The organism is Streptomyces sp. LN549, from assembly GCF_043203805.1.
Classification (GTDB): Bacteria; Actinomycetota; Actinomycetes; order Streptomycetales; family Streptomycetaceae; genus Streptomyces.
Genome location: NZ_JAZHRI010000002.1, coordinates 1,003,384 through 1,026,941, shown reverse-complemented (window position 1 = coordinate 1,026,941; position 23,558 = coordinate 1,003,384). Strand labels below are relative to the sequence as shown.

Annotated in this window: 16 protein-coding genes; 4 read left to right on the top strand and 12 right to left on the bottom strand. The window is 69.1% G+C overall.

Annotated features, from left to right (window positions below; all coding sequences use genetic code 11):
- Positions 1-174 precede the first annotated feature (174 nt).
- From SH922_RS04515 to SH922_RS04495, 5 genes are read right to left on the bottom strand one after another with little or no spacing between them, the layout of a single operon-like run.
- Entirely contained in the window at positions 175-1,320 is a 1,146-nt protein-coding gene (locus tag SH922_RS04515; RefSeq protein WP_393054910.1) for a Glu/Leu/Phe/Val dehydrogenase, read from the bottom strand.
- Positions 1,321-1,347: 27 nt separating this feature from the next.
- Entirely contained in the window at positions 1,348-4,251 is a 2,904-nt protein-coding gene (locus tag SH922_RS04510) for an FAD-binding and (Fe-S)-binding domain-containing protein (protein ID WP_393054908.1), read from the bottom strand.
- A 19-nt stretch (positions 4,252-4,270) separates the two neighbouring features.
- A complete protein-coding gene (locus tag SH922_RS04505; protein WP_393054906.1) occupies positions 4,271-5,677 on the bottom strand; it encodes a 2-oxoadipate dioxygenase/decarboxylase family protein in 1,407 nt (468 codons plus the stop codon).
- Positions 5,678-5,726: 49 nt separating this feature from the next.
- Positions 5,727-7,463 carry a hydantoinase B/oxoprolinase family protein gene (locus SH922_RS04500; RefSeq protein ID WP_393054904.1) on the bottom strand — a complete coding sequence of 579 codons (1,737 nt, stop codon included), beginning with the start codon at positions 7,461-7,463 and terminating at the stop codon, positions 5,727-5,729.
- Positions 7,460-9,556 carry a hydantoinase/oxoprolinase family protein gene (locus tag SH922_RS04495; protein ID WP_393054902.1) on the bottom strand — a complete coding sequence of 699 codons (2,097 nt, stop codon included), beginning with the start codon at positions 9,554-9,556 and terminating at the stop codon, positions 7,460-7,462. The genes SH922_RS04500 and SH922_RS04495 overlap by 4 nt, the downstream gene beginning before the upstream one ends.
- 190 nt (positions 9,557-9,746) lie before the next feature.
- On the opposite strand from SH922_RS04495, the gene SH922_RS04490 reads away from it, so the two are divergent.
- Both SH922_RS04490 and SH922_RS04485 read left to right on the top strand, forming a co-directional pair.
- Complete coding sequence (locus SH922_RS04490; protein ID WP_393054900.1) at positions 9,747-10,391, top strand: GntR family transcriptional regulator; 645 nt, start codon at positions 9,747-9,749, stop codon at positions 10,389-10,391.
- 128 nt (positions 10,392-10,519) lie between these two features.
- Complete coding sequence (locus tag SH922_RS04485) at positions 10,520-11,857, top strand: MFS transporter (RefSeq protein ID WP_393054898.1); 1,338 nt, start codon at positions 10,520-10,522, stop codon at positions 11,855-11,857.
- A gap of 231 nt (positions 11,858-12,088) precedes the next feature.
- On the opposite strand, the gene SH922_RS04480 is transcribed toward SH922_RS04485, so the two are convergent.
- From SH922_RS04480 to SH922_RS04465, 4 genes are read right to left on the bottom strand one after another with little or no spacing between them, the layout of a single operon-like run.
- Positions 12,089-12,616, bottom strand: a complete 528-nt coding sequence (locus SH922_RS04480; RefSeq protein ID WP_393054896.1) for a hypothetical protein — start codon at positions 12,614-12,616, stop codon at positions 12,089-12,091.
- A complete protein-coding gene (locus SH922_RS04475) occupies positions 12,613-13,830 on the bottom strand; it encodes a hypothetical protein (RefSeq protein ID WP_393054894.1) in 1,218 nt (405 codons plus the stop codon). Before SH922_RS04475 ends, SH922_RS04480 begins: the two co-directional genes overlap by 4 nt.
- The gene (locus SH922_RS04470) at positions 13,827-16,832 is read right to left on the bottom strand and encodes a DEAD/DEAH box helicase (RefSeq protein ID WP_393054892.1); all 3,006 of its coding nucleotides are present in this window, start codon (positions 16,830-16,832) and stop codon (positions 13,827-13,829) included. Before SH922_RS04470 ends, SH922_RS04475 begins: the two co-directional genes overlap by 4 nt.
- Before the next feature lie 12 nt (positions 16,833-16,844).
- Entirely contained in the window at positions 16,845-18,521 is a 1,677-nt protein-coding gene (locus tag SH922_RS04465; protein WP_393054890.1) for a hypothetical protein, read from the bottom strand.
- A gap of 477 nt (positions 18,522-18,998) precedes the next feature.
- On the opposite strand from SH922_RS04465, the gene SH922_RS04460 reads away from it, so the two are divergent.
- Complete coding sequence (locus SH922_RS04460) at positions 18,999-19,604, top strand: class I SAM-dependent methyltransferase (protein WP_393054888.1); 606 nt, start codon at positions 18,999-19,001, stop codon at positions 19,602-19,604.
- A gap of 162 nt (positions 19,605-19,766) precedes the next feature.
- Here the strand turns inward: SH922_RS04460 and SH922_RS04455 are convergent, their stop codons facing one another.
- On the bottom strand, positions 19,767-19,937 hold the full coding sequence (locus SH922_RS04455) for a hypothetical protein (RefSeq protein ID WP_393054886.1): 171 nt from the start codon (positions 19,935-19,937) through the stop codon (positions 19,767-19,769).
- 167 nt (positions 19,938-20,104) lie between these two features.
- Between SH922_RS04455 and SH922_RS04450 the strand changes: the two genes are divergently transcribed.
- Positions 20,105-20,545 (top strand): ATP-binding protein, encoded by a 441-nt coding sequence (locus tag SH922_RS04450; RefSeq protein ID WP_393054884.1) that lies wholly within the window; start codon positions 20,105-20,107, stop codon positions 20,543-20,545.
- Between the two features lie 226 nt (positions 20,546-20,771).
- On the opposite strand, the gene SH922_RS04445 is transcribed toward SH922_RS04450, so the two are convergent.
- The gene (locus SH922_RS04445) at positions 20,772-21,821 is read right to left on the bottom strand and encodes a beta-ketoacyl-ACP synthase III (protein WP_393054882.1); all 1,050 of its coding nucleotides are present in this window, start codon (positions 21,819-21,821) and stop codon (positions 20,772-20,774) included.
- Positions 21,822-21,972: 151 nt separating this feature from the next.
- Positions 21,973-23,550 carry a wax ester/triacylglycerol synthase domain-containing protein gene (locus SH922_RS04440; protein WP_393054880.1) on the bottom strand — a complete coding sequence of 526 codons (1,578 nt, stop codon included), beginning with the start codon at positions 23,548-23,550 and terminating at the stop codon, positions 21,973-21,975.
- Between the last annotated feature and the right edge of the window lie 8 nt (positions 23,551-23,558).

The window sequence follows — 23,558 nt, the reverse complement described above, 5'->3', positions numbered from 1 at the left end:
GGTCTCGCCCCGCGACGGTTGGAAGAAGGCGAGGGACTCCAAGGGGCACGTGAGTTCACGTGCATCGCGCGAGCCGTTTCAGCGTCTTGTTGCCGACGGCCGGATCGGCCACGGCGATGTACGGCACCGCAGGGGGCAGCGGGCCCATCAGCGGCGTGCGGCGTTCGCGGTTCGTCAGCGGGCGATGCGCCCCTTGCTGTGCATGGCGGTTCGGACGCGTTCCTCAGCGAGGCTGCGGCCGGCGTGGTGGGGGGTCGTGCCGCGGCGTTCCGCCTCTTCCAGGACGACGACGGCGTTGGTACGCAGGCGTTCGGAGATCGTCTGGAAGATGACGTCGGTATCGGGTCGGAAACCGGAGTAGCGGGAGTCCATGGCGAACGCGGCGGCGACCACGCCTCCCGCATTGGCGACGAAGTCCGGCAGGACGGCGATGCCGCGTCGGGCGAGTATCTCCTGCGCCTGCGCTGAGGTGGGCAGGTTCGCGCCTTCCACGACGAGTTTGGCCTTGATCCGGTGGGCGGCGTCGTGGTCGATGACGTCCTGCAGGGCGGCGGGGACCAGGATGTCGCAGTCGACGGTCAGTTCCTCGCCCGGAGCGATGACGATCCCGTCGGGGTGCCGGTTCACGAAGTCGTCGCCGTGCTCCTCGCGGGCGGCGAGCAGGGTCCGCACATCCAGGCCTCTGGGGTTGTGGAGCGCCCCCTTGGCCGTGGACACGGCGACGACGGTGGCACCGAGCTCGGCGAACCGTGCCGCCGCGGCATGACCCACGGCGCCGAAGCCCTGGATGGCCACCCTGGCAGCACTGAGCGGCAGGCCGAGGTGCGCGGCGGCTGCGTCGGTCGCCTCGACGACGCCATAGCCGGTGACGCCGAGCTTGTCGTAGGCGACACCGCCGAGGTGTTCCGGGGTGCCGACGGCGGCGCCCCGGTCGCCGAGCTCGTCCTGGATGACCGCCGCGTCGTCCTCGGTGAGGCCCATGTCCAGCCCCATCACGTATTCGCGGGGCACCTCGTTGGACAGGGCACGCGCGAAGGCCCGCAGGATCGCCTCCTTGTCGGGGGAGGCCGGGTCGGCGACGATGCCGGCCTTGGCGCCGCCGTAGAAGAGGTCGACGCCCGCCCACTTCCACGTCATGACACGAGCCAGGCGGGCCACCTCCTCCACGGTGACGTGAGGGCTCATACGGGTGCCGCCCTTGCCGATTCCGCGGGCGGTGTTGTCGATGACCAGGACACCCTTCATGCCGGTGCGCCGGTGGGAGACAACGACGATCTTCTCGGGTCCCCAGTCGTCGACCAGGGAGAGTGCGTCAGCCATGTGTGGTTCCTTGTCTGGGGGTCGGATTCAGGGACCGGGACGGTGGGAGGGAAGCGCACGCGCGATCAGCTCGGCGAGGTGGGTGCCGTGCCGGTCGGTTCGCTGGGCGATCTGCGTGCGGCAGCTGAAGCCGTCCGCGAGGACGACGGTGTCGGGCGCCGCCGCCCGCACGGCAGGCAGCAGGACCTGTTCGCCGGCGGCGACGGACACCTCGTAGTGCCCGCGTTCAAAACCGAAGTTGCCGGCCAGCCCGCAGCAGCCGGAATCCAGGCTGCTGTTGTCGACGCCCATGGCCAGCAGCAACGCGCTGTCGGCACTGAAGCCCGAGGTGGCGTGCTGGTGACAGTGCGTCTGGCTGATCGATGTCGCTTCGATGTGCGGTGGCTGCCAGTCGGGTGCGTGGCGGACGAGGAGTTCGGCGAGGGTGACGGTGGCCCGGGCCAGGGCGCGGGCGTCGGTGTTGCCGTCGAGCAGTTCGGGCAGGTCGGACCTGAGGGTCGCGGTGCAACTGGGTTCGAGTCCGACGACGGGAGTCCCGGCACGCACGGCCGGCGCCAGTGCGTTGACGGTGCGTTCGGCGATGCGGCGGGCGATGCCGAGTTGGCCGGTGGTGATCCACGTCAGTCCGCAGCACTGTGTGCCGTCGGGGACCTGAACGCGGAAGCCGGCGTGCTCCAGCACGGCCACCGATGCCTTGAGGACGTCCGGTGTGAAGTGATTGTTGAAGGAGTCGACCCACAGCATCACCGGTCCGCGATGCCCGTCGCCGTCGGCGGTGCGCGTGCGAAACCACGAGAGGAACGTCTGCCCGGCGAAGCGTGGTACATCCCGCTCAGCGGCGATTCCGCCCAGGCGTTTGATCAGCGGGGCGAGGCGGGACGCGGTCAGGGCGTTCACGAGGCGCGGCATGCGAGCAGCCAGGCGTGAGAGCACGGGCAGCCAGCCCATCGTGTAGTGGGAGGTGGGCCGGAGGCGTCCCTCGTAGTGATGGTGCAGAAACTCCGACTTGTAGGTGGCCATGTCCACGCCGACGGGGCAGTCGACGCTGCAGCCCTTGCAGGACAGGCACAGGTCGAGGGCGTCGCGGACCTCGGTGGACCGCCAGCCATCGGTGATCACCTCGCCCTGGGCCATCTCGTACAGCAGGCGGGCTCGGCCGCGGGTGGAGTCCTTCTCGTCCAGGGTGACCCGGTAGCTGGGACACATGACGCCGCCGCGAGGGGTGGCGGTGCGGCACTTGCCGACGCCGACGCAGCGGCGGGTGGCCTTGGCGAAGTCGCCGTCGTCGGCGTGGAAGGGAAGGACGGTGGTCAAGGGGAGCGGAGTGCGGTGCGGGCTGACGCGCAGATTCTCGTCGAGGGGCAGCGGCCGTACGATCATGCCGGGGTTCAGGCCGTTGTCCGGATCCCAGATGTTCTTGAACTGCTCGAACAGGGCGATGACGTCGGGCCCGTACATCAGGGGCAGGAGTTCGGAGCGGGCCTGGCCGTCACCGTGCTCGCCGGACAGCGAGCCGCCGTGTGCCGCGATGAGCCTGGCCGCATCGGTGACGAAGGCCCGGAAGGCGGCGGTGCCGTGCTCCGTGGTGAAGTCGAAGTTGATGCGCACGTGCAGGCAGCCCTCGCCGAAGTGCCCGTAGACGGCCCCTTGCAGGTGGTGCTGCCGCAGGAGTTCCGTGAACGCGCTCAGATAGGGGCCGAGCTGTTCGGGCGGGACCGCCGCGTCCTCCCAGCCGGGCCATGCCTCTGATCCGTCGGGCAGACGGGTGGCCAGGCCTGCCCCGTCCTCGCGGATCCGCCACAGCTGGCCGGCTCGCACCGGGTCGGTGACGATCTCGCTGCCGGCGAACCCTGCCGCCTGTTCGGCTGTGTGGGCCAACGCCTTTGTCAACTGGGGTAGTTCGTCTGCGGTGCCGCCGAGTTCGGCGAACAGCCAGGCCCTCGCGGGGGGCAGGCTGTCAATCGCCGCACGGGTCTCCGGCCGGGTGACGATGTCGGTCAGCGCCTGGTCGAGTCCTTCCAGCGCGAGCAGCCGGTGGTCCAGCAGCGCGAGCACCGCGTCCGCCGCGGCGCAGGTGTCCCGGAAGCCGAGTACGACCAGGGCCCGCGCAGGCGGCGGGGAGACCAGGCGGACGGTCGCCGAGAGGACGACTGCCAGGGTGCCCTCGCTGCCGACGAGAGCTTTGGCGAGGTTGAAACGGCGCTCGGGCAGCAGGTGTTCCAACGCGTAACCCGATACCTGCCGCGGGAACCGGCCCAGTTCGGTGCGCAGGGTCGCCAGATGGTCCTGGGCGAGACGGTGCAGGGACGCGATGAGTCGACCTCGGTCCCCGCCCTCGGCGACGGTCTCGTCGATTTCGGTCTGGGTCATCTCACCGAGACGCACCACGGTGCCGCGATAGGTGACCACTTCGAGTTCCACGACGTTGTCCGCGGTGCGGCCCCAGGACACCGAATGAGTCCCGCACGCATTGTTGCCGATCATGCCGCCGAGGGTGCAGCGGCTGTGGGTGGACGGATCGGGGCCGAACAGCAGGCCGTGCTCCGCGGCGGCCGTCTGCAGGTCGTCCAGGACGATGCCCGGCTGCACCGTGGCGGTGCGGGCCTGCGGGTCCAGAGCCAGCAGCCGGTTGAAATAGCGGGAGAAGTCCAGCACCACGCCGGAACCGACGGCCTGCCCGGAAGTGCTGGTGCCGGCTCCGCGCGAGGTGACCGGCACACCCAGTCGCCGGCACACAGCGAGTGCGTTCAGGACGTGCTGCCGCTCGCGGGGGAAGACCACCGCCAGGGGGACCCGGCGGTAGTTGGAGGCGTCGGCCGAGTACTGCGCCCGCCGGCCGGCGTCACCGGAGACCTCGCCGCAGTCACCGCGTCCGAGGGCTTCGGCCACGGCTGCCGCGTCGGGGCGGGGGGTCTGCACTGTCGTGGTCACTGTGCTCGCTCCTTCGTGCTCACGTGAGTCGTTCCTGCCCTGTGAACGGGGCGAGTCGCAGTTCGCGGGTCACCTGGGCGACGGAGCGGTTCTGCTGCTGCTCGTAGAGGGCGAACGGATCCTGGATCTCGCGGCCGATGGCACCGGAGAGCCACGCCGCGTCGTAGGCGGCGCCCTGCTGGTCGTTGTTCCTGGAGCCCTCGCCGCTGAGGTTCGACTGGAAGATGCCGGCAGCGGAGCGGGGCAGGAAGTCCTCGTAGACGATGGGCTCGGCCCGCACCCAGCCCTGCTCCACCAGGTCGGCGACGGCGGCGGGCGGGCGGCTGCCGTCCTGCGGCCGGCCGGCTTCCACCTGATAGGTGAAGTAGGCCAGGCCCTGGGCGAGGAGCTGCTCTTCGCTGCCGGGCATGTGCTGTTCCCACACCGTGCGGGCGAGTTCGCCGCGGTTCGCCTCGGGTCGGGAGGTGGTCTGTTCGTCGACGAGGGCGAGCAGGCTGTCGTAGAGGGCGCGGCCTTCCCGGGTGAGGGCGATGCCGCGGGCTTCGACCTCGCCGAAGCGCACCCGCAGGGCACCGGTGGTGACAGCGCCGTCCGGAGTGCGCAGCGCACGGGGCTCGGCGAGGGCGCGGAAGGACGTCTGGCGCAGCAGGACGTCGGGTCCCCGCCAGGACGGTGGTCCCTGAATGGTGTCGATCATCTCGATGCCGCGCTCGGTCATGCGCCGGTACAGCTCCTCGATGTCCAGCACGCGGGGGGTGAGGTGGTTGATGTGTGTGCTGCGTACACCGCCGATGTCCGCGGCGACGGCGGAGACCCGCTCCAAGGTCTCGTACCACGCCTTGTCGACGGGTTCGGGCGACAGCTCGAATGCCCGCACGGCGAGCTGGAGAAAGCGCTCGGCTTCCTCCTCGGGCAGTTCCCCTGTTGCCTCGGCCCGGTCCGCGAGGGCCAGCAGCTCCGGGGGAAACAGCTCGCGGCCGTCGAGGAAGTTCTCCAGGCGGGAGCGCAGGCCGGCGTCGAAGAAGCGCGGGTCGGCAGGGGTGAGCAGGGAGGTGAAGACACGGAAGGGGTTGCGCGCCAGTTCCTCGCCGTCGACGGGCCGGAAGGCGGTCGAGATGACCGGGACCGCACTGGCGGCGGCTTCACGCAGGTCGTAGAAGCCGACCGGATACATGCCCAGGGCTCCGAAGACGCGGGCCACCTGCCGTAGTTCTCGCGGAGTGCCGACCCGGATGGCACCATGGCGTTCCGCTGTCACCCGGTGGATGGATCCCAGGCGTTCGGCGTGGGAGCCGTGCGTGCGCAGGACCTCTTCGTTGACCTCGCGGGAGACGTCCACGAGCGTGGTGTAGGCAGGGACCTCCCGCCCGTACATGTCCGAGAGCCGCGCCGCGAATGCGGCGCGCAGTTGCCACTGGCTGGTCATCGACAGGTTCCGCCTCTCAATCGGGGAATTTCACACCACGCGGCACGGGTCAGCCGCGGGGCCGCACGACGCGGTAGGACGAGGGAAGCCGCACCAGGGCGTCGGGGTCTCCCGTGTATTCGATGTCCACCCCGTAGTGCTCGCGAGCGGCCTCGCGGCTCACGTAACCGTTGACGACGTCGTCGAGTACGCGCTCGACCGGACGAGCCTTCGGGTCGCCGTGGCCGCCTCCGCCCGGAAACCGCAACTGCACCACGGCGTCGGGGGCGAGGCGTACCAGCTGCTTGCGCGGGAGCTGCTCCCCGGTGGCGGCGTCCGTGAACGTGCCCCGTGCCCCGGGCAGTCCGCCCAGGGTGCCGGGGGCGGGGTGATCGACCCGGTCGATGTTGGCGTTGACCGACCATCCGTGGTCGCCACGGCGGCCGACCCGAACCACTTGTCCGAGCCCTCCGCGGTGCTCGCCGGGGCCACCGGAGTCGGGGCGCAGTTCGCGCTGCCGCTGGACGAGCGGTGTGAGGGTCTCCAGCACCTCGGTGGGCGCGGCCCGTACGCCGGTGGGAAATCCGGTCGTGTTCAGGCCGTCCTTGCTCGGACGTCCGCCCGTTCCACCGGCGCCGAACACGGTGAGGGTGAACGGATGTGGCTCCGCCAAGTCCCCGCCGCGCCACACGGTCATCCACAGGGCGTCGGAGCTGGTGGCCGGCAGCCCGTGGGGAACCGCCGGGCGCAGGGCTTCGAACAGGAGGCTGGCCAGGAAGTGCCCGACCAGATGCCGGGAGGCGACAGGGGCGGGGTCGACGCAGTTGAGCACCGACCCGCGGGGAGCACTCACATGGACGGGGCGGAACGAGCCGGCGTTGTGCGGGACTTCCGGCGCGAGCGCCGCCTTGATCGCGAAGGAGGTGTATGCCCTGGTGTAGTTGAGGACGACGTTCACACCGTGCGGGGATTGGGGCGAGGAGCCTGCGTAGTCGACGTGGACGTGGTCCCCGTCGATCGTCACGGCGACCACGAGGTCGATCGGCTCTCCGTTGAACCCATCGGAGGTCAGCCGTGACTCGTACCGGCCGTCGCGCAGTTCGCGCAGCGCGGTCCGCAGTGCGTTCTCGGAGCGGAGCATGATCTCGGCGGCGACGGCGTCGATGCTGTCGAGGCCGAACTCGTCCATCATCCTGGCGAGGCTGCGGGCGCCGACCTGATTGGCTGCCACCTGGGCGTAGATGTCGCCCATCGTCTCGTCAGGGGTGCGCACGTTGGCACGGACGAGTTCCTCCAGGGGCTCGTTGGGCCCGGCGGCGGTTCGCAGTTTGAGGATGGGAAGGCGCAGTCCTTCCTCGAACACCTCCGTTGCCGCGGCGGACAGGATCCGTCCGCCGATGTCGGGTGAGTGGCAGCAGCTGGCGAACCACGCGATCACGGCGCCGTCGCGGAAGACGGGGGTCGCGACCGTGATGTCGTTGATCTGGCCGGCCGTCATCCACGGATCGTTGGTGATCAGCACGTCGCCGTCCGCGAGGGACTCCGGTGGGTACTTCTCCACGATGTGCCTCATCCCGGTCGCCATCGCGTTGATGTGGCCCGGGGTGCCGCCGGAGGACTGGCCGATCATCTCGCCGCGGCTGTCGAACACGGCGCAGGCGAGGTCGAGGGATTCGCGCACCACGGGACTGAAGGCGGTGTTCACCAGCGCGGCCTGCTGCTCGTCCAGCAGGGATTGCAGCCGGTTGGCCACCAGCCCGACAACGACCGGGTCGGCCGGGCGGCCGGGAGCAGATGCAGTGGTCATCGGGTTCCTCCTGAAGTGAACTCGAGCAGGATGCTGCCGTCGCCGGTGACGGTGCAGCGGGCAGCGGGCGGGACCACCAGCGTCGACTCCCGTTCCCGCACCAGCGCCGGTCCTTCGACGGTGGTGCCGACGGGCAGGCGGTACCGGTCGTACACGGCAGTGGACACGTAGCCGTCGGCTGAGGGGAAGTAGGCGTCGCGGTACCCGACGAGGGCGTCCTCGGAGTGTGCAGGACGTGCCTGTTGCAGCCGGGCCTTCGGGTCCGGGCCTCGTGACCCCACGCGCCAGGTGAGGATCTCGGTCTCGACCCCGACAGGGGTAACCGTGCCGAACCGCTGGCGGTACTGCTCGGCGAAGCTGTCGGCGAGGTCGTCGCGCCAACCACTGCCCAGCGCGGGAACCGGAACCTCGATCTCGCTGCCCTGCCCGACGAAGCGCATCTCCAGGGTGCGCTCGTGCGTGAGGTCCCGGGCCGGCATGCCGGAGCCGCACAGGATGCGGGTGCCCTCGGCCTCCATCTCGCTGAATATCTCCTCAAGCACCGCGAGTTCGACGGTCCCGAGCTCGGCGTGGCGCGAGCGGACGACATCGATGGACATCGGCGCGGACAAGAAGCCCAGCGCGCTGAGGACGCCTGCCGCGGGGGGCACGACCACGGCGGGGGCGCCGAGTGCGGCCGCTACTCCGGGGCCGTGCAGGGGGCCGTTGCCGCCGGATACGAACATCGGCAGGCGCGTGGGATCCTGCCCACGCTCGATCGCGTGCACGCGGGCGGCGTTTGCCATGTTCTCGTTGGCCGTCGCATGGATTCCCCACGCAGCCTCGGCCACGCCGATGCCCAGCTTCCGGGCGATCTGACGGTCGATGGCGGCGGTCGCCGCCTCCACATCCAGGGGCATGTCGCCGCCCAGGAAGTGATCGGGGTCCAGGTAGCCGAGGACGACGTCGGCGTCGGTGACGGTGCACTGCTCGCCGCCGCGGCCGTAGCTCACCGGACCCGGTTCTGACCCGGCCGAGTCCGGACCGACGGTGATCAGCCCGAGCGAGTTCACGCGGGCGACGGAGCCGCCGCCCGTCCCGATCTCGATCATGTCGATGACCGGAGCACGGACGGGGAGGCCGGAACCGGCGCGCAGGCGGTACACCCGGTCCACCTCGAAGGTGTGGCTGACCAGGGGCCGGCCGGCCTCGATGATGCAGAGTTTGGCGGTTGTCCCGCCCATGTCGAAGGCGATCTGGTCGGGCCGCTGCGCGCTGCGGCCGAACGCGACGGCCCCCAGCGCGCCGCCGGCGGGGCCGGACTCCAGCATCCGGATCGGGAACTGCCGGGCGACGTCGATCGCCGCGACCCCGCCGTTGGAGAGCATGATCAAGGGGTCACTGCGCAGGCCGAGGCCGCGCAGACGGACGCGCAGGTCCTCCAGGTAGGTCTCGACGAGTTGCTGGACGTAGACGTTGGCCAGAGTGGTCGAGCTCCGCTCGTACTCCCGGATCTCGGGGTTGACCTCACTGGACAGCGCCACGCGCAGCCCTGGCGCGGCGCCCTGGATGATCTCCCGAGCCTGCAGCTCGTGCTCGCTGTTCACATGGCTGTGCAGGAAGCACACCGCCACCGCCTCGACCCCGGCGTCCGACAGTTCGGCCGCGAGTTGTTTCACGACGGTGCCGTCGAGGGGGGTCTCGACCGTGCCATCGGCGAGCACGCGTTCGCGGACGCCGAAGCGCAGGTGCCGCGGCACGAGGGGGCGGGGCAGTTCCAGATCGAGGTCGTAGAGCTCGTACCGGTGCTCGCGCCCCATTTCCACCACGTCGCGGAAGCCTTCGGTGGTGAGCAGCGCGGTTTTCGCGCCACGACGCTCGATCAGCGCGTTCGTCACCAGGGTGGTGCCGTGAACGAGGGTGGTGATGTCGGCCGCGTCGAGTCCGTGTGCTGCCAGGGTCTGCCGCAGCACCGCCTCGACGGCGGCGGCGGGCTCGCTGTGCGTGGTGAGGGTCTTCCCGACGGCGACGATCCCGGAGTCGTCGAGGATCGCCATGTCGGTGAAGGTGCCACCGATGTCTACCCCGACACGCAGTGCGCGGGACTGGTTCATAGAAGACCTCCAGGGCCGGCTGAGAACGTGCGCGGCGCCTCTTGATCGGTCATCGGCACGCCAGTTGAACGTATAGATCGTCCGACGATTTCGCAAGGGATCGTCCGACGAAAATTGGTAGACTCCGCGTTCTCCCCGCCGGAGGAGAGCGATCGGCCGCCGCTGCTGCGCGGCCATGAACGGAGCAGAGATGGCGGATTCAGCCGGCACCGCGAGCCGCGTGGCGGACGCGCTGCGCGCACAGATCGTCCTTGGTGAGCTCAAGCCGGGAACGCGGCTGTCGGAGGAGAAGGTGAGGAAGGTTCACGGCGTCTCGCGCAGCACCCTCCGCGAGGCATACCAGCGGCTCATCCGGGAGCGGTTGCTGGTCCATGAGTTGAGCCGGGGTGTCTTCGTCCGTGAGCTGGCCCGGCAGGACGTGGCCGACCTCTACCGCGTCCGGCGGGTGGTCGAGTGCGCCGCGGTGCGGAGCATCCAGGTTCTGACCCCCGCGGGCCTGCGCAGACTCTCCGCCGCGATCTCCGACGGCCGGGCCGCGGCCGAGGAGTCGCAGTGGGACGCCGTGGCCGCGGCGAGCATCAGTTTCCACGAGGCGCTGGTGGCCCTGGCGGGCAGCGAACGGCTGGACGCGATGATGAGCGGCGTCCTGGCGGAGTTCCGGCTCGCCTACGCGCACATGAGGGACACCCGGGCCTACCACGCCGCTTACCTCGAGAGGAACGGGGAGATCGCCGAGGCCCTGCGCTCGGGGGACGTCGAGCAGGCGGCCACCCTGCTCGACGTCTACCTGACGGACTCCGAGGCGGAGCTCCTCGCGGACTACCCCGACCGGTAACGCGAAGGCCATCGTCCGGTGACGGAGAGGTTTCGGTGGCGAATCCCTTGCGCATCGTCGGACGATTACCTACGGTCGCAGCACTGTCGACCGCGGCATCTGCCCGCCTGCCCCCATCGGGAGTTCCTGTGAGCGCTGAACCCACGACCGCCGCACCTCCACGGGCACACCCCCCTGGGGCGCGACTGGTTCCCGACAGGTCCACGCTGCGCCGTGCGACTGCCGGAGCCACCATCGGCAGCGTCGTCGAGTGGTTCGACGTGGCCGTCTACGGCTATCTGGCCGGCGTGCTGGGCAAGGTCTTCTTTCCCGCCGGCGACGCCACCACCCAACTGCTGAGTTCCTTTGCCGTGTTCGGACTGGCCTTCGCCGTCAGGCCCCTGGGGGGCATCTTCTTCGGCACGCTCGGTGACCGCATCGGCCGTCAGAAGACGCTGGCATGGGTCATCATCTCGGTCTCGGCCGCCACCTTGTGCATCGGTCTCCTGCCGTCGTACGCCTCGATCGGACTGTTGGCCCCCGTGCTCCTGGTGGCCCTGCGGCTGATCCAGGGATTCTCCGCGGGCGGCGAGATGGGTGGTGCGTCCGCCTTCGTCGCCGAGTACGCACCGCCCAAGCGACGCGGCTACCTCGTGAGTCTGGTCGAGATGGGCTGCATCCTCGGCTTCCTGCTCGGCTCGCTGGTCGTGCTGCTGCTGAACCTCTCCCTGACCTCGCAACAGGTCCACGACTGGGGCTGGCGCGTTCCGTACCTGCTGACCGCCCCGCTCGGACTCATAGGGCTGTACATCCGCAGCAAGCTGGAGGAAACCCCCGAGTTCACCGCATTGCGCGCGGAGGGCAGGATCGCCAAGCACCCTCTGCGCGAGTCGATCACCCAGCACTGGCGGTCCATCCTTCGCACCGCGGGATATGCACTGTTCCAGAACGCCGCGCTGTACGTGATCCTCACGTTCGTTCCGAGCTATCAGGAGAGCACGCTGGGCCACTCGGCAACCCTCGCCTCGGTCTCGTCGGTCGTCTCCATGGTCCTGGTGTGCGTGACGATCCCGATGATGGGCGCACTCTCCGACCGGGTCGGCAGAAGGCCCGTGCTCGGCGGAGCGTGCGTCCTGGCCCTGCTCTTCTCGTACCCGCTGTTCGTCCTGATGGGTTCGGACAACGCCGTGCTCGCGGTGATGGCGCACTGCGGCCTGGGACTGATTCTCGGCGTCTTCCTGGGCCCGACCCTGGCCGCGATGAATGAGCTGTTCAGCACCCGGGTGCGGTACGGAGGATTCTCCCTCGGCTACAACCTCTCGGTCTCCGCCTTCGGAGGGACCGCGCCCTTCCTCGTCACGTTCCTGGTGGCCGAGACGGGAATCGTGGCCTCGCCCGCGTTCTATGTCATGGCGAGCGCCGTGATCACCCTGGCGGTGATCCTGACGACCCGCGAGACCGCCCCGTGCAAGGTCGGCGAGGCGTAGCGCCCGCTGCCGGCGGGGCAGAGCAGGACATGGCGGTGTACTGCTCGCGGTCTCTCCAGCCGTCATCAATGGCTCATCGCTGCCGGCCTCCGTACGGACGCCGCCACGGCTTCCCCGGGGCCATGCGCGCCGTACGCGAACGCCGAAAGCGACTGCAACCACCGAGGGAACTGGTGGCCGATGTGCTGTCGGAAGACCTCACTGCCAATGCCCTGGGGCAGCTGGGCTGGGTCAGCTCCCGAGTTCGGCGTAGCGGACGATCTGGACCGCCAAGCCGATGACCAGGAACGTCTCGGTCAGCGAGATCACCATCAGTGGCCAGGGCGTCGGGCCGAGCAGCCAGTGGACGGCCAGTGCCGCAAGCGGTGCCCCGCAGAACGTCATCAGGTCCACGGTGAGCTGGAATCGCTTCCGGGAGCGGCGGTGCGCGTCGCGACGATGTGCGGATTCCCAGCCGAAGACATCTGTCTGGACTGACGTCAACTCCTTGAGACGAGGGGACAGGTCGTCGCGTATGTACCGGCCGACGGCGGAAATCTTCTCGTCGTTGACCAGGTAGGTCCATCCCAGGACCACGGACAACGGGGGGAGCAGCAACAGCATTTCGAGGTGGCCGCCCCGCGCGAGCGTGGAGCCGATGACCGCCGCCATGACGCCGAGGGTGGCGTAGATGAGGTTGTCGCGGAAGCCGATCCTGGCTCGTTGCTCCTGCTTGATCTGCTCGTACTCGGCAAGCAGGAGTTGGCCGATGTCAATCACAGTTGTTGATTCTCCAGACGAGCCAGTTGGGCTTCCAGACCGCTGAGTCCTGTCTTCTCCGCGCCGCTGCGGACAAGGGACAAGTCAGGTATTTCCAAGCGTAGTTGGAGGGAAAGGCGAGTGATGAGCTCTTCCGCGTCCTGTCGAGTGACCTGCCGGCGCGAGCCCATCCTTTGGTCCAGTCGGTCAAGAAGGGCGTGCTTCCGTGGAGTTTCCTCCGGGCACCAGACACGGAAGAAGCGGCTGCCCGCCATGCGATAGCTCCCGATGCGGGAGTACGGGATCCCCTTCTCGCCGTAGGCGGAGGCGGGCAGCGAGACTGACCAGGTGCCGTCGTCGTCCTGTTCCGGGGCAACTGCGTCGAGGCCCTGCTCGCGGAGCCATTTCCGGGCCGACCGCAGGAGGCGCTCGTCCGCCTCCGTGTCCAGCTCCTCGTTGTCGAGAGCGTTGATCAGCTCCGATGTACCGGCGCAGAGCGCGCTGAGCTCCGGGTCGTGCGTCGTCCCTGCCTCGGCCTGGCCGTAGACCAGAAGCCCCTCTCGGCCACGCACCAGGTAGACGGGCAGGAAGACGAGCGTCTCGCTCAGACACTCCACGGCGTTCAGGGCGACGGGGAGGTTGAACCGGGCCCGGTCCTTGCGGCTCCTGAGGCGGTCCAGAGCTGAGCGGTCGAAGCCGGATGCCACAGCGATCGGTGTGAAGCGTGGGTAGTGCTTGCCGCGCTGCGCCCGGTCCATCTCTTCGGCGGACAGCAGCGTCACGACCTCGTCGTCGTAGTGGGCCCGGGTCAGCGGGCTGCAGCTCAGTGCCTCGAAGTACAGATGGCGTCGGTCCTGGCGGGTGACCACGTAGCGGATGTCGTCGTCCACGGAGCGCTGTCCCAGCGGCGTCAGGTGCAGCCGGCCTCCGGGCCCCTCCTGTACGTGGCCGATCGCGGTCAGGAAGCGCACGGCCTGCGCGACCAGGGCGCGGTCCAGTGCGAAGAACGCCGCGAGCTCGTCCACGGTGTCCAAGGAACCGTGGCGCAGCCCGCGCTCCAGGAATCGGTCGATCAGGAAGAAGTCCTCGCCCTCGGTGATGTCGGCGCGGATCTCCACCTTCCACACCGGCAACAGCAGTGCGTAGAGCCGGGTGGGCACGATGCCCATTCCGAAGGCGGCGTCCTCCAGAGCCCGCTCTTCGGGGAAGTTCATCAGGCGGAGTGCAGTGGTCATGGCCGGCCTCCTTCCCGGCCCGGGCCGGCGGCAGCCCCCAGGTCAGGGCCGGTCTTGTCGAGGGCGGTCATGACCTCCTGGTAGTCCCGCAGATCGCCACGTTCGAGCAGATGCTGATACAGGTCGCCGATGAGAGTGCGGAATCCCGGATCGTCCGCACGCATCAGCGTGCTCAGATCACCGGTCAGGACGAGCTGGCTCTTGGCCCGCGTGAAGGCGACGTTGGCACGGCGCAGCTCCTTGAGGAAGCCGATCCGGCCCTCCCGGTTACTGCGGGTGAAGCCGTACAGGACGACGTCGCGCTCTCCACCCTGGTAGGAGTCGACGCTGCCGACCGAGGCATCCGCAAGCTGGGAGTCACCGATCAGCGGAGTCAGGCAACGGACGACCTCCATTCGCTGCGCGAGGTAGGGGACGATCACCATCCACTCGGCACCGCGGTGATGATAGAAGGCGGCAAGCCGGGCCAGAAGGCGCGCTTCGCAGGGGTTGAAGGGGCCCTTTTGGCTGCGGCCTTCGGTGCGCCCGCGCCCTGACTCGCGACGCACGCGGTCGGGCAGCGCGGCAGTGTCGACGAAGGCCATCGGGCTCGTGAACAAGGGATCGCGGTGACTGTGGTCCTTCTCCGTGAGCAGCTCTCCCCGGTAGAAGGCGGTCGAGATGAAGTCGGCGATCTCGGCGGGCATGCGACGCTGGCGGGTCAGCTGCACGACATGCGACGAGGGCAGTCCGGCGCGCAAGCGTTCCAAGGCGCTCTGTGACATCAGTCGGATCAGTTCGGGATCACCGATGTCCTGGGCCCACTCGTCCACGTCGGGATCGCGGAACGGCGGCAGTTGCCGGTCATCCCCGACCAGGACACCACGGCGCACCCGGGCCAGCGGCACCAGTGTGTCCGCGATTCCGATCTGGCCGGCCTCGTCGACGATCCCCAAGTCGAAGTCGACGCCGGACAGTTCGGCGCGTGACGCGGCGCCGATGCAGGTGGCGCCGACCACCTGGGCGTAGCGGACGAGTTCGGGCACCAGCTGCCCCGGCTCCTGGCCGATGGCGGCTCGCCACTGCTCGGTCAGTTGCCGGCGTTGCGAGAGGACCGGGAGCCAGTCCTCCAGCTGCCCGTGCAGGGCGCGCAGCGCGGTCGCCCCATCGGCCGGATCCAACAGGCGAGCCGGCAGCGCCGCCCGCGGGACGACCGCGCGAAGCGCGTGGACGGCCATGTCGGCTGCCTCGTAGGCGGACTGAACGCTCTTTGCGAGGTGGCCTTCCGCCGTCTGACGTGTGGTTCGGGCCGCGAGGACGGTGGTGTCCTCGCGGGCCGCGCGTTCCGCCTCGGCGCCTGCCGCCTCGGTCCGCCGGAGGATGCCGGGGGCGAGCGCGTTCAGCTTCTCGATCTCGGCTGTCTCGGTGGCGAGCTCTTCTTCCCGGCGGCGGGCCCGGGAGCGGTGCAGGCGACCGGTGAACAGGGCATTGGAACGCTGCCGTTCGGAGTGGGCCTTCGCCCGGAGCCACTCGGCACGCTCGGTCCGGTCCTCCAGGATCGACCGCCGTTGCTGTTCCTCGAGCCGGAGCGCCGCCAACTGTTCCTGGGCCGGTGCGGATGCTGCCCGGATCGCCGCGTGCAGGCGCAGGTCCGCGGTCCGCGCTTCCTCGGCGTGGCTGTCGACCTGCTGAACGCGCGTGGCGAGCTCTGCTGTCCACGGTTCTACGGCTGCTGCCTCCTGGTAGGCCTGCGTACGCTGGGCCATGGCGTGCCGGATCTCTTCGGAGAGGCTCTCCGACTGTTCTTCCAGGAGCAACGGTCTGACGTCGGCGTGAACCTTGCTCTCGTCCCCGACCCGGATCACCACGAGATCCTGCGGGAGCCGGGCCAGTACGTTGTCCACGGCGCGGTTGGTGTGGGAGGTGACGAGCACCCGTCCGCTGTCCGCGGCGGACGTGGTCGCGGCGGTGTGGGCGATCTCCGTGATGGTCCGGGTCTTGCCCGTGCCGGGCGGGCCGAGCACCACCAGTAGGTCCTGCGTCGTCAACGCCTTTCGAAACGCCTGGAGTTGTTCCGGGTCGAGCTCCTGGTGCGGTCGCGCGCCGGTCGCCGGGATCGGGCGCACCTGGTGTTCGGCCACGGCAGGCAGGAGGCCAGGGTTCCTGGAGTCGCCTGCGCGGAGGCTCGCCACGGCCTGTCGCTGCTTGTTGAAGATCACATTGCTGGGTACGAGCTCCAGAGCGCCGCGCGTCGGCAGCCGGTCCCATGACACGGGCTGATCGAAGCGAACGGTGACAGACCCGCCTGCTGCCCGGCCTACCTTGCCACGGGTCTCCGTGTCACCCTGAATGCGGACGAAGGCTCCGGGCGGCGGCAGCTCCGGTCCGATGAGCTGGAATTCGTAGACGGGCTGTGGGGCGCTGCCGCGCTTGCCACCAGTGGCCGTGAAGCTCTGATACGGGAAGGGGGCGGCTTGGCGTGCTTCCCGGGTGGTGATCTCCTCGGTGGCGTCGATGAGGCGGTCCACCGAGTCGAGAAACTCCGACCGGGCATCGCCGGTGGACTGGACTTCCGGCTGATCCGCCCGAGCCTGACCGAGACGCTGCCAGGCCTGTTCGAGGACCTGCCACTGGGAGTCCGAGCCCGTGGGTACCGCCCGCAGCTCAAACACCATGTGCCAGGACGGCGGGCGCACCATGAGGCAGGACCTGGCGAGGCGTGCGTGGTCGGCGAGGCGTAGCGGATCGATGTGCTTGACGAGGTAGCCGGTCCCTCGGTTCGTCGCTTCGAGGCGTATCCGGTACGCACGTGTGTGAACCAGCAAGGACGGCTTGTACTTGCCGCCGGCCGGGCTGACGATCGCGGCCACGCCGGCTTTCAGCTGGTTCAGGTCGTGAACGATCGTTGAGACGTCGGGTGGCAGACCGGCACTGGTATCGGCCTTCGAGCGAAGCTGGTCGTCGAGACCGAAGCCGGGCACGAGAACCAGCGGAGCGGGCAGGGCGATGGTGGTGACGGTCATCGGCGGCGCTCCTCAGCGCTGGGGCGGCGGGACGGATGCCAGCTCGCGTGCGGCGGAGAGCAGCGCGAGGCGGAGCGTACGCGCCTCCGGGCGGGCCCCCGGATCCTCCCGCAGCGCACCGGCGACCGCGTGGACGAGACTGTCCGGTACGGCGCCCGAGCCGCGGTAGGCAGGCAGCCTGGGGTCGGGGATACGGCCGGTCAGTGCGCGGTGGAGCAGCGCGCCCAGTTGGTAGACGTCGGTGGCGGGCCCGGGGCGGACGCGGGAGCCGTGCCGCTGCTCGGGTGCCTGGTAGGGCCCGGCGTTCTCGCCCGGGCGGGGCGGCACGGTGGCCAGACCGAAGTCGCGCAGCATCATCCGGGGCCGGTGCATGACGACCGCGGTCGGCCGGAGCGCGCGGTGCGAGAAGCCCGCGCCGCTCAACCGTTCGAGGACCTGGGCCACGTCGGCGAGCCCTCTCACGATGGACCACAGGCGCTGCGGGTCCGTCGGCGTCGGCGACTCGGGCAGCAGCTCATGGACAGTCTGCATGGGGCTGCCGAGCCTCGGGTCGCCCGGCCAGGCCAGGGCGAGCGTCGAGGTATTCCCGCTGCGGGTCAGCTGTACGACGTCGGGGCCACGGAGCCTGCGGCACAGCTCGGCTTCCTGTTCGAGCGCGGCCAGCGGGTCGAATTGGTCCGGGCCGGGGAGCGGCCCTGTCCGTTCGACCTGGCGCAGCCAGGCGTAGGCGCCGCGACCACCCCCGTCGGGCACCACGCGTGCCACTGCCTGACGTCGCATCACGTCGCCGTCCCGCGACTCGTGAACGAGATCACCGGGGCTTTCGTACAGCAGGTACTGCTGTCCCGCGACGTCGACGACGGGCCGGCTGTCCCATGCGGCCGGCTCGGGGGAGCGGTCGGGGGCGGACACCACGACCACGGCGGGTGCGCTGCGCGGCTCCTTGGCCACCTGCCGTTTCGGGCGCAGGTCGCGCAGCACCCGCATGGCGAAGGCGGCGGCGTGACGCGCCGCCGTCTCCTGCGAGCCCATGGCGTCGCGTGTGGATTTGTCCGGGTCGGCGAAGTCGCTGATGCCGCGGATGGAGAGGGCCCGCACAGCGCTGTTCATCCTGGTCGCGTGGACGACGCCGTGGCTCTCCATGTCGACGGCCACCGCGTCGTTGTAGTGCCGGCGGATCCGTCGAGCCGTCTCGGAGTCGCGGAAGCCGAGCAGTACGTCACCTGACGCGATCGGCTCGAAATGAACCTTGGGCGGTGCGGAGAGGCGGGCGTCCGGGCGGAGAAAGGCCCAGGGTTCGTTGCGGCGGGCGGAGCGTACCAACTGGTCCATGTCGTGCTCCGGCGACCAGGTGTCAGGGCGGGCGGCGAATCCGTCCGCGCTCTCGCGTCCACCGTGATAGCCGTGAACCTTGCTGGCTACGACGACGTCACCGAGGTGGATGTCGTCCTTGAGCGCACCGGCGACGCCGACGAACAGCACGGCCTCGGCGTCGAAGTGCTCGATCGTGGACTGCGCGACGAGCGCCGCACGGGTGTTGGTGGGGCCTGTCTCCGCCAGCGCCACCTCCCAGTTGAGGCCTGGCATTCGGCCGACGTCGAGAAGAGTGCCCTGCGGCAGCTCGACCTCGTGGACGTCGACCATGTGCCGACGCACCGCCTCGTATTCCACCTGCAAAGCAGTGAGCACGACCACAGTGGGTCGTCGCCTGCCCGCTACCCCCAACGGAAACCCTCACCTTCACAGGTCTGAGACCGAACCCCATCACTTCCGGCCGGCGTCCCGCTCAGCGGGGGAAGCAGCAAGAACGGGCACTCTAGCCTGCCCCGTCGAAGCGTATTCGTGAGTCGGTCCCGCGTTATGACGCCCGCTGCCGGAACAGTAAGGATCGAGCCACTTCGGCGCCTCGTCGACGGTTGCCCAAGGGGTTCACGGAGTCGAGGGTCAGCAACTCGGACTATTGCGGGGCGTGCCGGCCGCAAGGCGTCACGACTGACTGCGGCAGTTCGACCTCGCTGACAAACGGTCCCGGTCAAAGTCAAGGGAGACCGGCTTGCCGGAGGCAGACGGCCACCTCGCCGCCGTCTCCGAGCAGGAGTGCCACATCGACCCGGTGAACGCTTCTGGTCGCAGCACTGGCCGTACGGGCGCCCTATAGTTGACCTCATGAGTCGCTGGACGGATTTGACTGGGAATGCGTCCGGAGCGGACTACGCCGCACGATTCGCGGCCCTGGCCCGTAGTGGCAAGGACATGCACGGCGAGGCGCGGTTCTGCGCAGCTCTTGTACCTGTCGGAGCGCGGGTGCTGGACGCCGGGTGCGGAACCGGACGGGTCATGATCCGGCTTGCGGAACTCGGGTACGACTGTGTCGGGGTGGATCTTGACGCGTCGATGCTGGCAGTGGCGCGGAAGCAGGCGCCGGGACTGCCGTGGTTCCAGCTCGACCTGGCAGACTTCGAGCCGGCCCGGCTCGGTATTGCAGCGGGCTTCGATCTTGTCGTTGCTGCGGGCAATATTTTCCCGTTGCTCGCCCCCGGCACCGAAACCACGGTGGTCAAGCACTTGTCCGCGGCCCTGAGCCCGGGCGGCCTGCTGGTCGCCGGCTTCGGCCTCGACGAAGCCCACCTGCCTGTGCCGCCCAGTCTCACGCTGTCGGAGTACGACGACTGCTGCGCCGCGTCCGGCCTGACCCTCGTCGACCACTTCGCCACCTGGGATGCCGACCCCTACGACGGCGGCGGCTATGTCGTCAGCGTCCACCGTCGATGAGGACGTGCCGGCTCAGGTCGACCATGACCTGAAATGGCGACGCCGGAACCCTTTGGTCTGAACGGCCCCTGGCCCCGAATCAGTTCGGGGCCAGGGCCGTCTGCGTGGTGCGGGCGAGGATCTCGATGAGCGCTCGCCCACGCTGGGTTCCCGCCGACGTCGTCAGCGTCTGCGGGAAGGGCGTCCGGCTCCGACTCCCGCGACGTGCAGGGCAAGAAGTGCCAGGCCCAGGAGCATGAGGTTCACGGAGGAGAAGACGTCGTTGGTGGTGATGTCTGCTGCGTTGATCAGAAAGGCGATGACGAACAGGACAGCCGCGCCTATGCCGAGCATGGAGTACTCCTCTCAAAGGGATGAGGTGCGTGTGCCCCGACACCTCACAGACAGGCCCCGTTTCCGCTTCGGCTTCGGGACGTCGGCCGGACTGCGTGCCGGGGCTGCGGGGGTGTTCCTCGAAGACGGGGGTAGAGGGGTGAGGAGTGCCGAGTGAGGGAGGGACAATGACGAAGGACACGTCGCTGCGCGCGATGGGATGGGCTCAGTCGTTTCCGGTCTCGCAAGGCGTGCGGGCGGGCCGTCAGTGGACGAGTGCGCACCTGGCGTCCCTGGAGTGGACCAGGGACGCCCCCGAAATGGTGGACGCGATACTGCTCAGCGTTTCCGAACTGGTCACCAACGCGCACGTGCACGCGCACAGTGACGCCCAGCTGGTTCTGACCTGGGACAGCCACTGCCTGCATGTCAGTGTCCACGACTCCGACCCCCTGCCCCCCGCCAGGCAGCCCGAAGACCTCACGACGACCGGGGGGCGCGGACTGGCCATCGTCGACGCGCTCGCCGACGGCTGGGCCACGCATCCGCAGGCGTCGGGCAAGACCGTCACCGCGTGCTTCGTCCCACCGGGCGCTCCCAAGCCCCGGCACGGCGGGGACGTCAGCTGAGTTCCCGGAGCGGAAGCGAACCGTAGCTGGAGGACAGGTGTCGCGTTCCGACCCGTCGTACGCCTTACGCCGGTGCCGGACGCGCGTGTGGCCCGGCCGTGCCGGGTCACGGGCATCGCGGAGAAAGTGCACCGCGCTCCCAGGAGTCAGGGCCCGTCCGAGGCCGGCCCGGACACCGTCCGCCGCCCACGCCGTCCACCCTGTCACCGGTGCCCGAAGTCGATGCTCAGGTGAGTGCCTGAAGGCCGACGGGCCACAGAAGAGTGGTGGCCGCCCAGGTGAAGCCTGCTCCGAAAGCGGTCACGAGGACTCGTTGCCCGGCTTTCAGCTGTCCGTCGATCACGGAGTGGCTCAGAAGCAGGGGGATGGAGGCCGCAGAGGTGTTGCCGATGTGGGCGATATTGGACGGAACGCGCTCTGGTGGAATTCCCAGCCTGTTGGCCACTGCTGCGCTGATGCGTGCGTTTGCTTGGTGGATGATCAGTCTGTCGATGTCCTGGATGGGCCATCCAGCCGCTGTTGCTGATTCTTGAGTCACGTCGGTAATGCGGCGCACCGCGTGACGGAATACTTCATTGCCTTTCATGCGTACGTACCGATTCCTCAGGTTGTCGGTGGTGTGTGAGGGGCGGCGGGAGCCCCCGTCGGGGACGCAGATGGCGTCAGCATGGTCTCCGTCGCTGCCCCATGCGGCTGGTCCGAGGACTCCTGGTTCGTCGGCGCGTCCGGTTGTGAGTACGACTGCGCCTGCTCCGTCTCCGAAGATCGGTGCGGTGGACCGGTCGGTGGGGTCGATGACGGCCGACATCTTCTCCGCTCCGATGACCAGAACGGTGCGAGCGGTTCCCGCGTGGATGAGTCCTGCTGCGACGGTTGTTGCATAGACGAATCCCGAGCAGCCGGCGCCGATGTCGAAGGCGGGGACTTGACGCAGGCCGAGTTGGTGGGCCACCAGCGGCGCGGTGCCGGGCACGTGATGGTCCGGAGTGGCGGTGGCCAGGATGACGGCGTCGACGTGTTCGACCTTCGCCGATTTCATCGCCCGTAGTCCTGCCTCTACTGCCAGGTCACTGGTGGCCGTCGCTGGGTCGGCGATGTGTCGCTCGGCAATGCCGATACGGGTGCGGATCCATTCATCTGTGGTGTCCAGGCGCGAAATCAAGTCGGCGTTGCTCACCTTGCGCGGGGGCAGGTAGGACCCCAGGCCGATCAGGCGGGCGGCATGTTCCGGCGATGGGGCCGTGGCTCTGCGTGCAAAGATCAACGGATTCGTCATTTCTGTGCTTGCTGGTTGGCGTCGCCGAAGGCTGGGGTACTACCTCCGGGAGCCGGCGTCGGCCGGTTCCTCCGGCGAATCACGTTGTCGCCGGTGTGCGGCCGCTGGTTCCTGCGGGCAACGGCCGGAGCTTCTGGCAACTGGGCCGCGGCTACCCCTCAGGTACGGCGTGCGTGCGGTCCGATTGAGGGTGAGGACCCTGCTCTCCCGGGCTCTCGTGGTCGGAGCGTGGCGCGGCCCGTCGGGCCACCAGGCTGACCAAGTCGGCCACGGTGGTTGCCTGACTCAGCTCGGGCTCGGTGATCACGACGCCCATGACGTCCTCGAGCGTCATCGACAGCACAGCAACGGCCAGGGAGTCGATGCCGGCTTGCGCCTGCGTGGCCCGGGGGGTGATAGGTGCAGCCGGCAGACTTCCCTGCTGGACCAGGATGTCCTTGATGAGCCTGAAATCGATCACGGGTGTGGCATCGCAGTCAGCGGCGGGTCGGGGGATCGTCACGCTGGCGGCGGGAGTTGGGCCCGGCACCTTCTCTGCCTGCGGGTCGTCCTGAGGCTGCGTGAGTTCGTCCACGGCCTCGTGGAAAAGACGGGGCAGCCGGTCCAGTCCGGGGAGAGCGGCGTCGGTGACGAAACAGACGCTTGTGACGTCGTTGTAACTGCAGGCCACGATCGACGCCGGCTGGTGCCGTGGGAGCCAGTTGAAGGGCTGGATGCGGGTGACGGGGTCCAGTTCGTAGTGCAGGGGCCGGTGGATGGCGAGGTAGGACGTGGTGATGGCAGACCGGTCGGGTGTGGTCATCCGAGTCGCCAGAGCCTGGAAGACGCGTGCGGGGACGACGTCCATGAGGGAACGCATGGCCTTGTTGCGGCTTGGGTCCTTCGCGGTGCGGGTGGCGGCGATGACTTGGTCGAGTCGGCCTTCAGCCGTCGGCTCGTGGCAGGGGAGGGGTGCTGGGGCGAAACCGATGTGGTTTCCGGGCCGGTCCTGTTCCTCGGCGCGGCGCAGGTTGACCATCGTGATGGCCGGCAGCGGCCTGTCAGCGCCCTGGGGCCAGCACTGTGATGTCCACGTGCGCAGGGCTCCGCCGAGGGCTGCCAGGAAGCCGTCGTTCGTGTCGCCGCCACGGGCCGTGGCGGCTTTCCGCAATCGTTGTGTGGGTACGTGCGCCCAGCTGATGTCACGGTTGCCGGTGAGGGGCGGTGCGGTGTTGTTCCAGACGTTGTGGCCGGCGCCGGCGGAGAGCATGTCGCGCGCGGTGCCCAAGTAGGCACTTGCACCTGCCCGGACCGCGGGCTGCTTGGTGGGCGCGGGCGCGGTGCCGAACAGCGTGGTCAGGGTACCGACCATGCCCATGCCGTCCTGGGTGCTGTGGTGCGCTCGCAGGCAGATGGAATACCGGCCGGGGGCGTACCCGGTGACCAGCCAGATGTCCCACAGGGGGCCCGTGTCGGGCAAGGGGCGCGCGACGAGATCGATCAAGGCCGTCTCGAGGTGCTGCTCGCCCGACGGGCAGTGCTGTTCACGGACGCGGTTGCTCAGGTCGGGCGAAGGGTCGTGGTGCCAGCGGGCTTTGAGTCCGGGGCCGTGGAGGTAGTGGGTCAGGCGCGGCTCGTGCTCCAGGTGGGAGCCGACATGCCGGCGGAGTTCGCCGAGGTCAGGAGCGTCTCCGTCGAGGTGGAGGACCACTCCGATCGTCTGGGAGACCGAGGGATGGGCCTGGGCCATGGCATGCA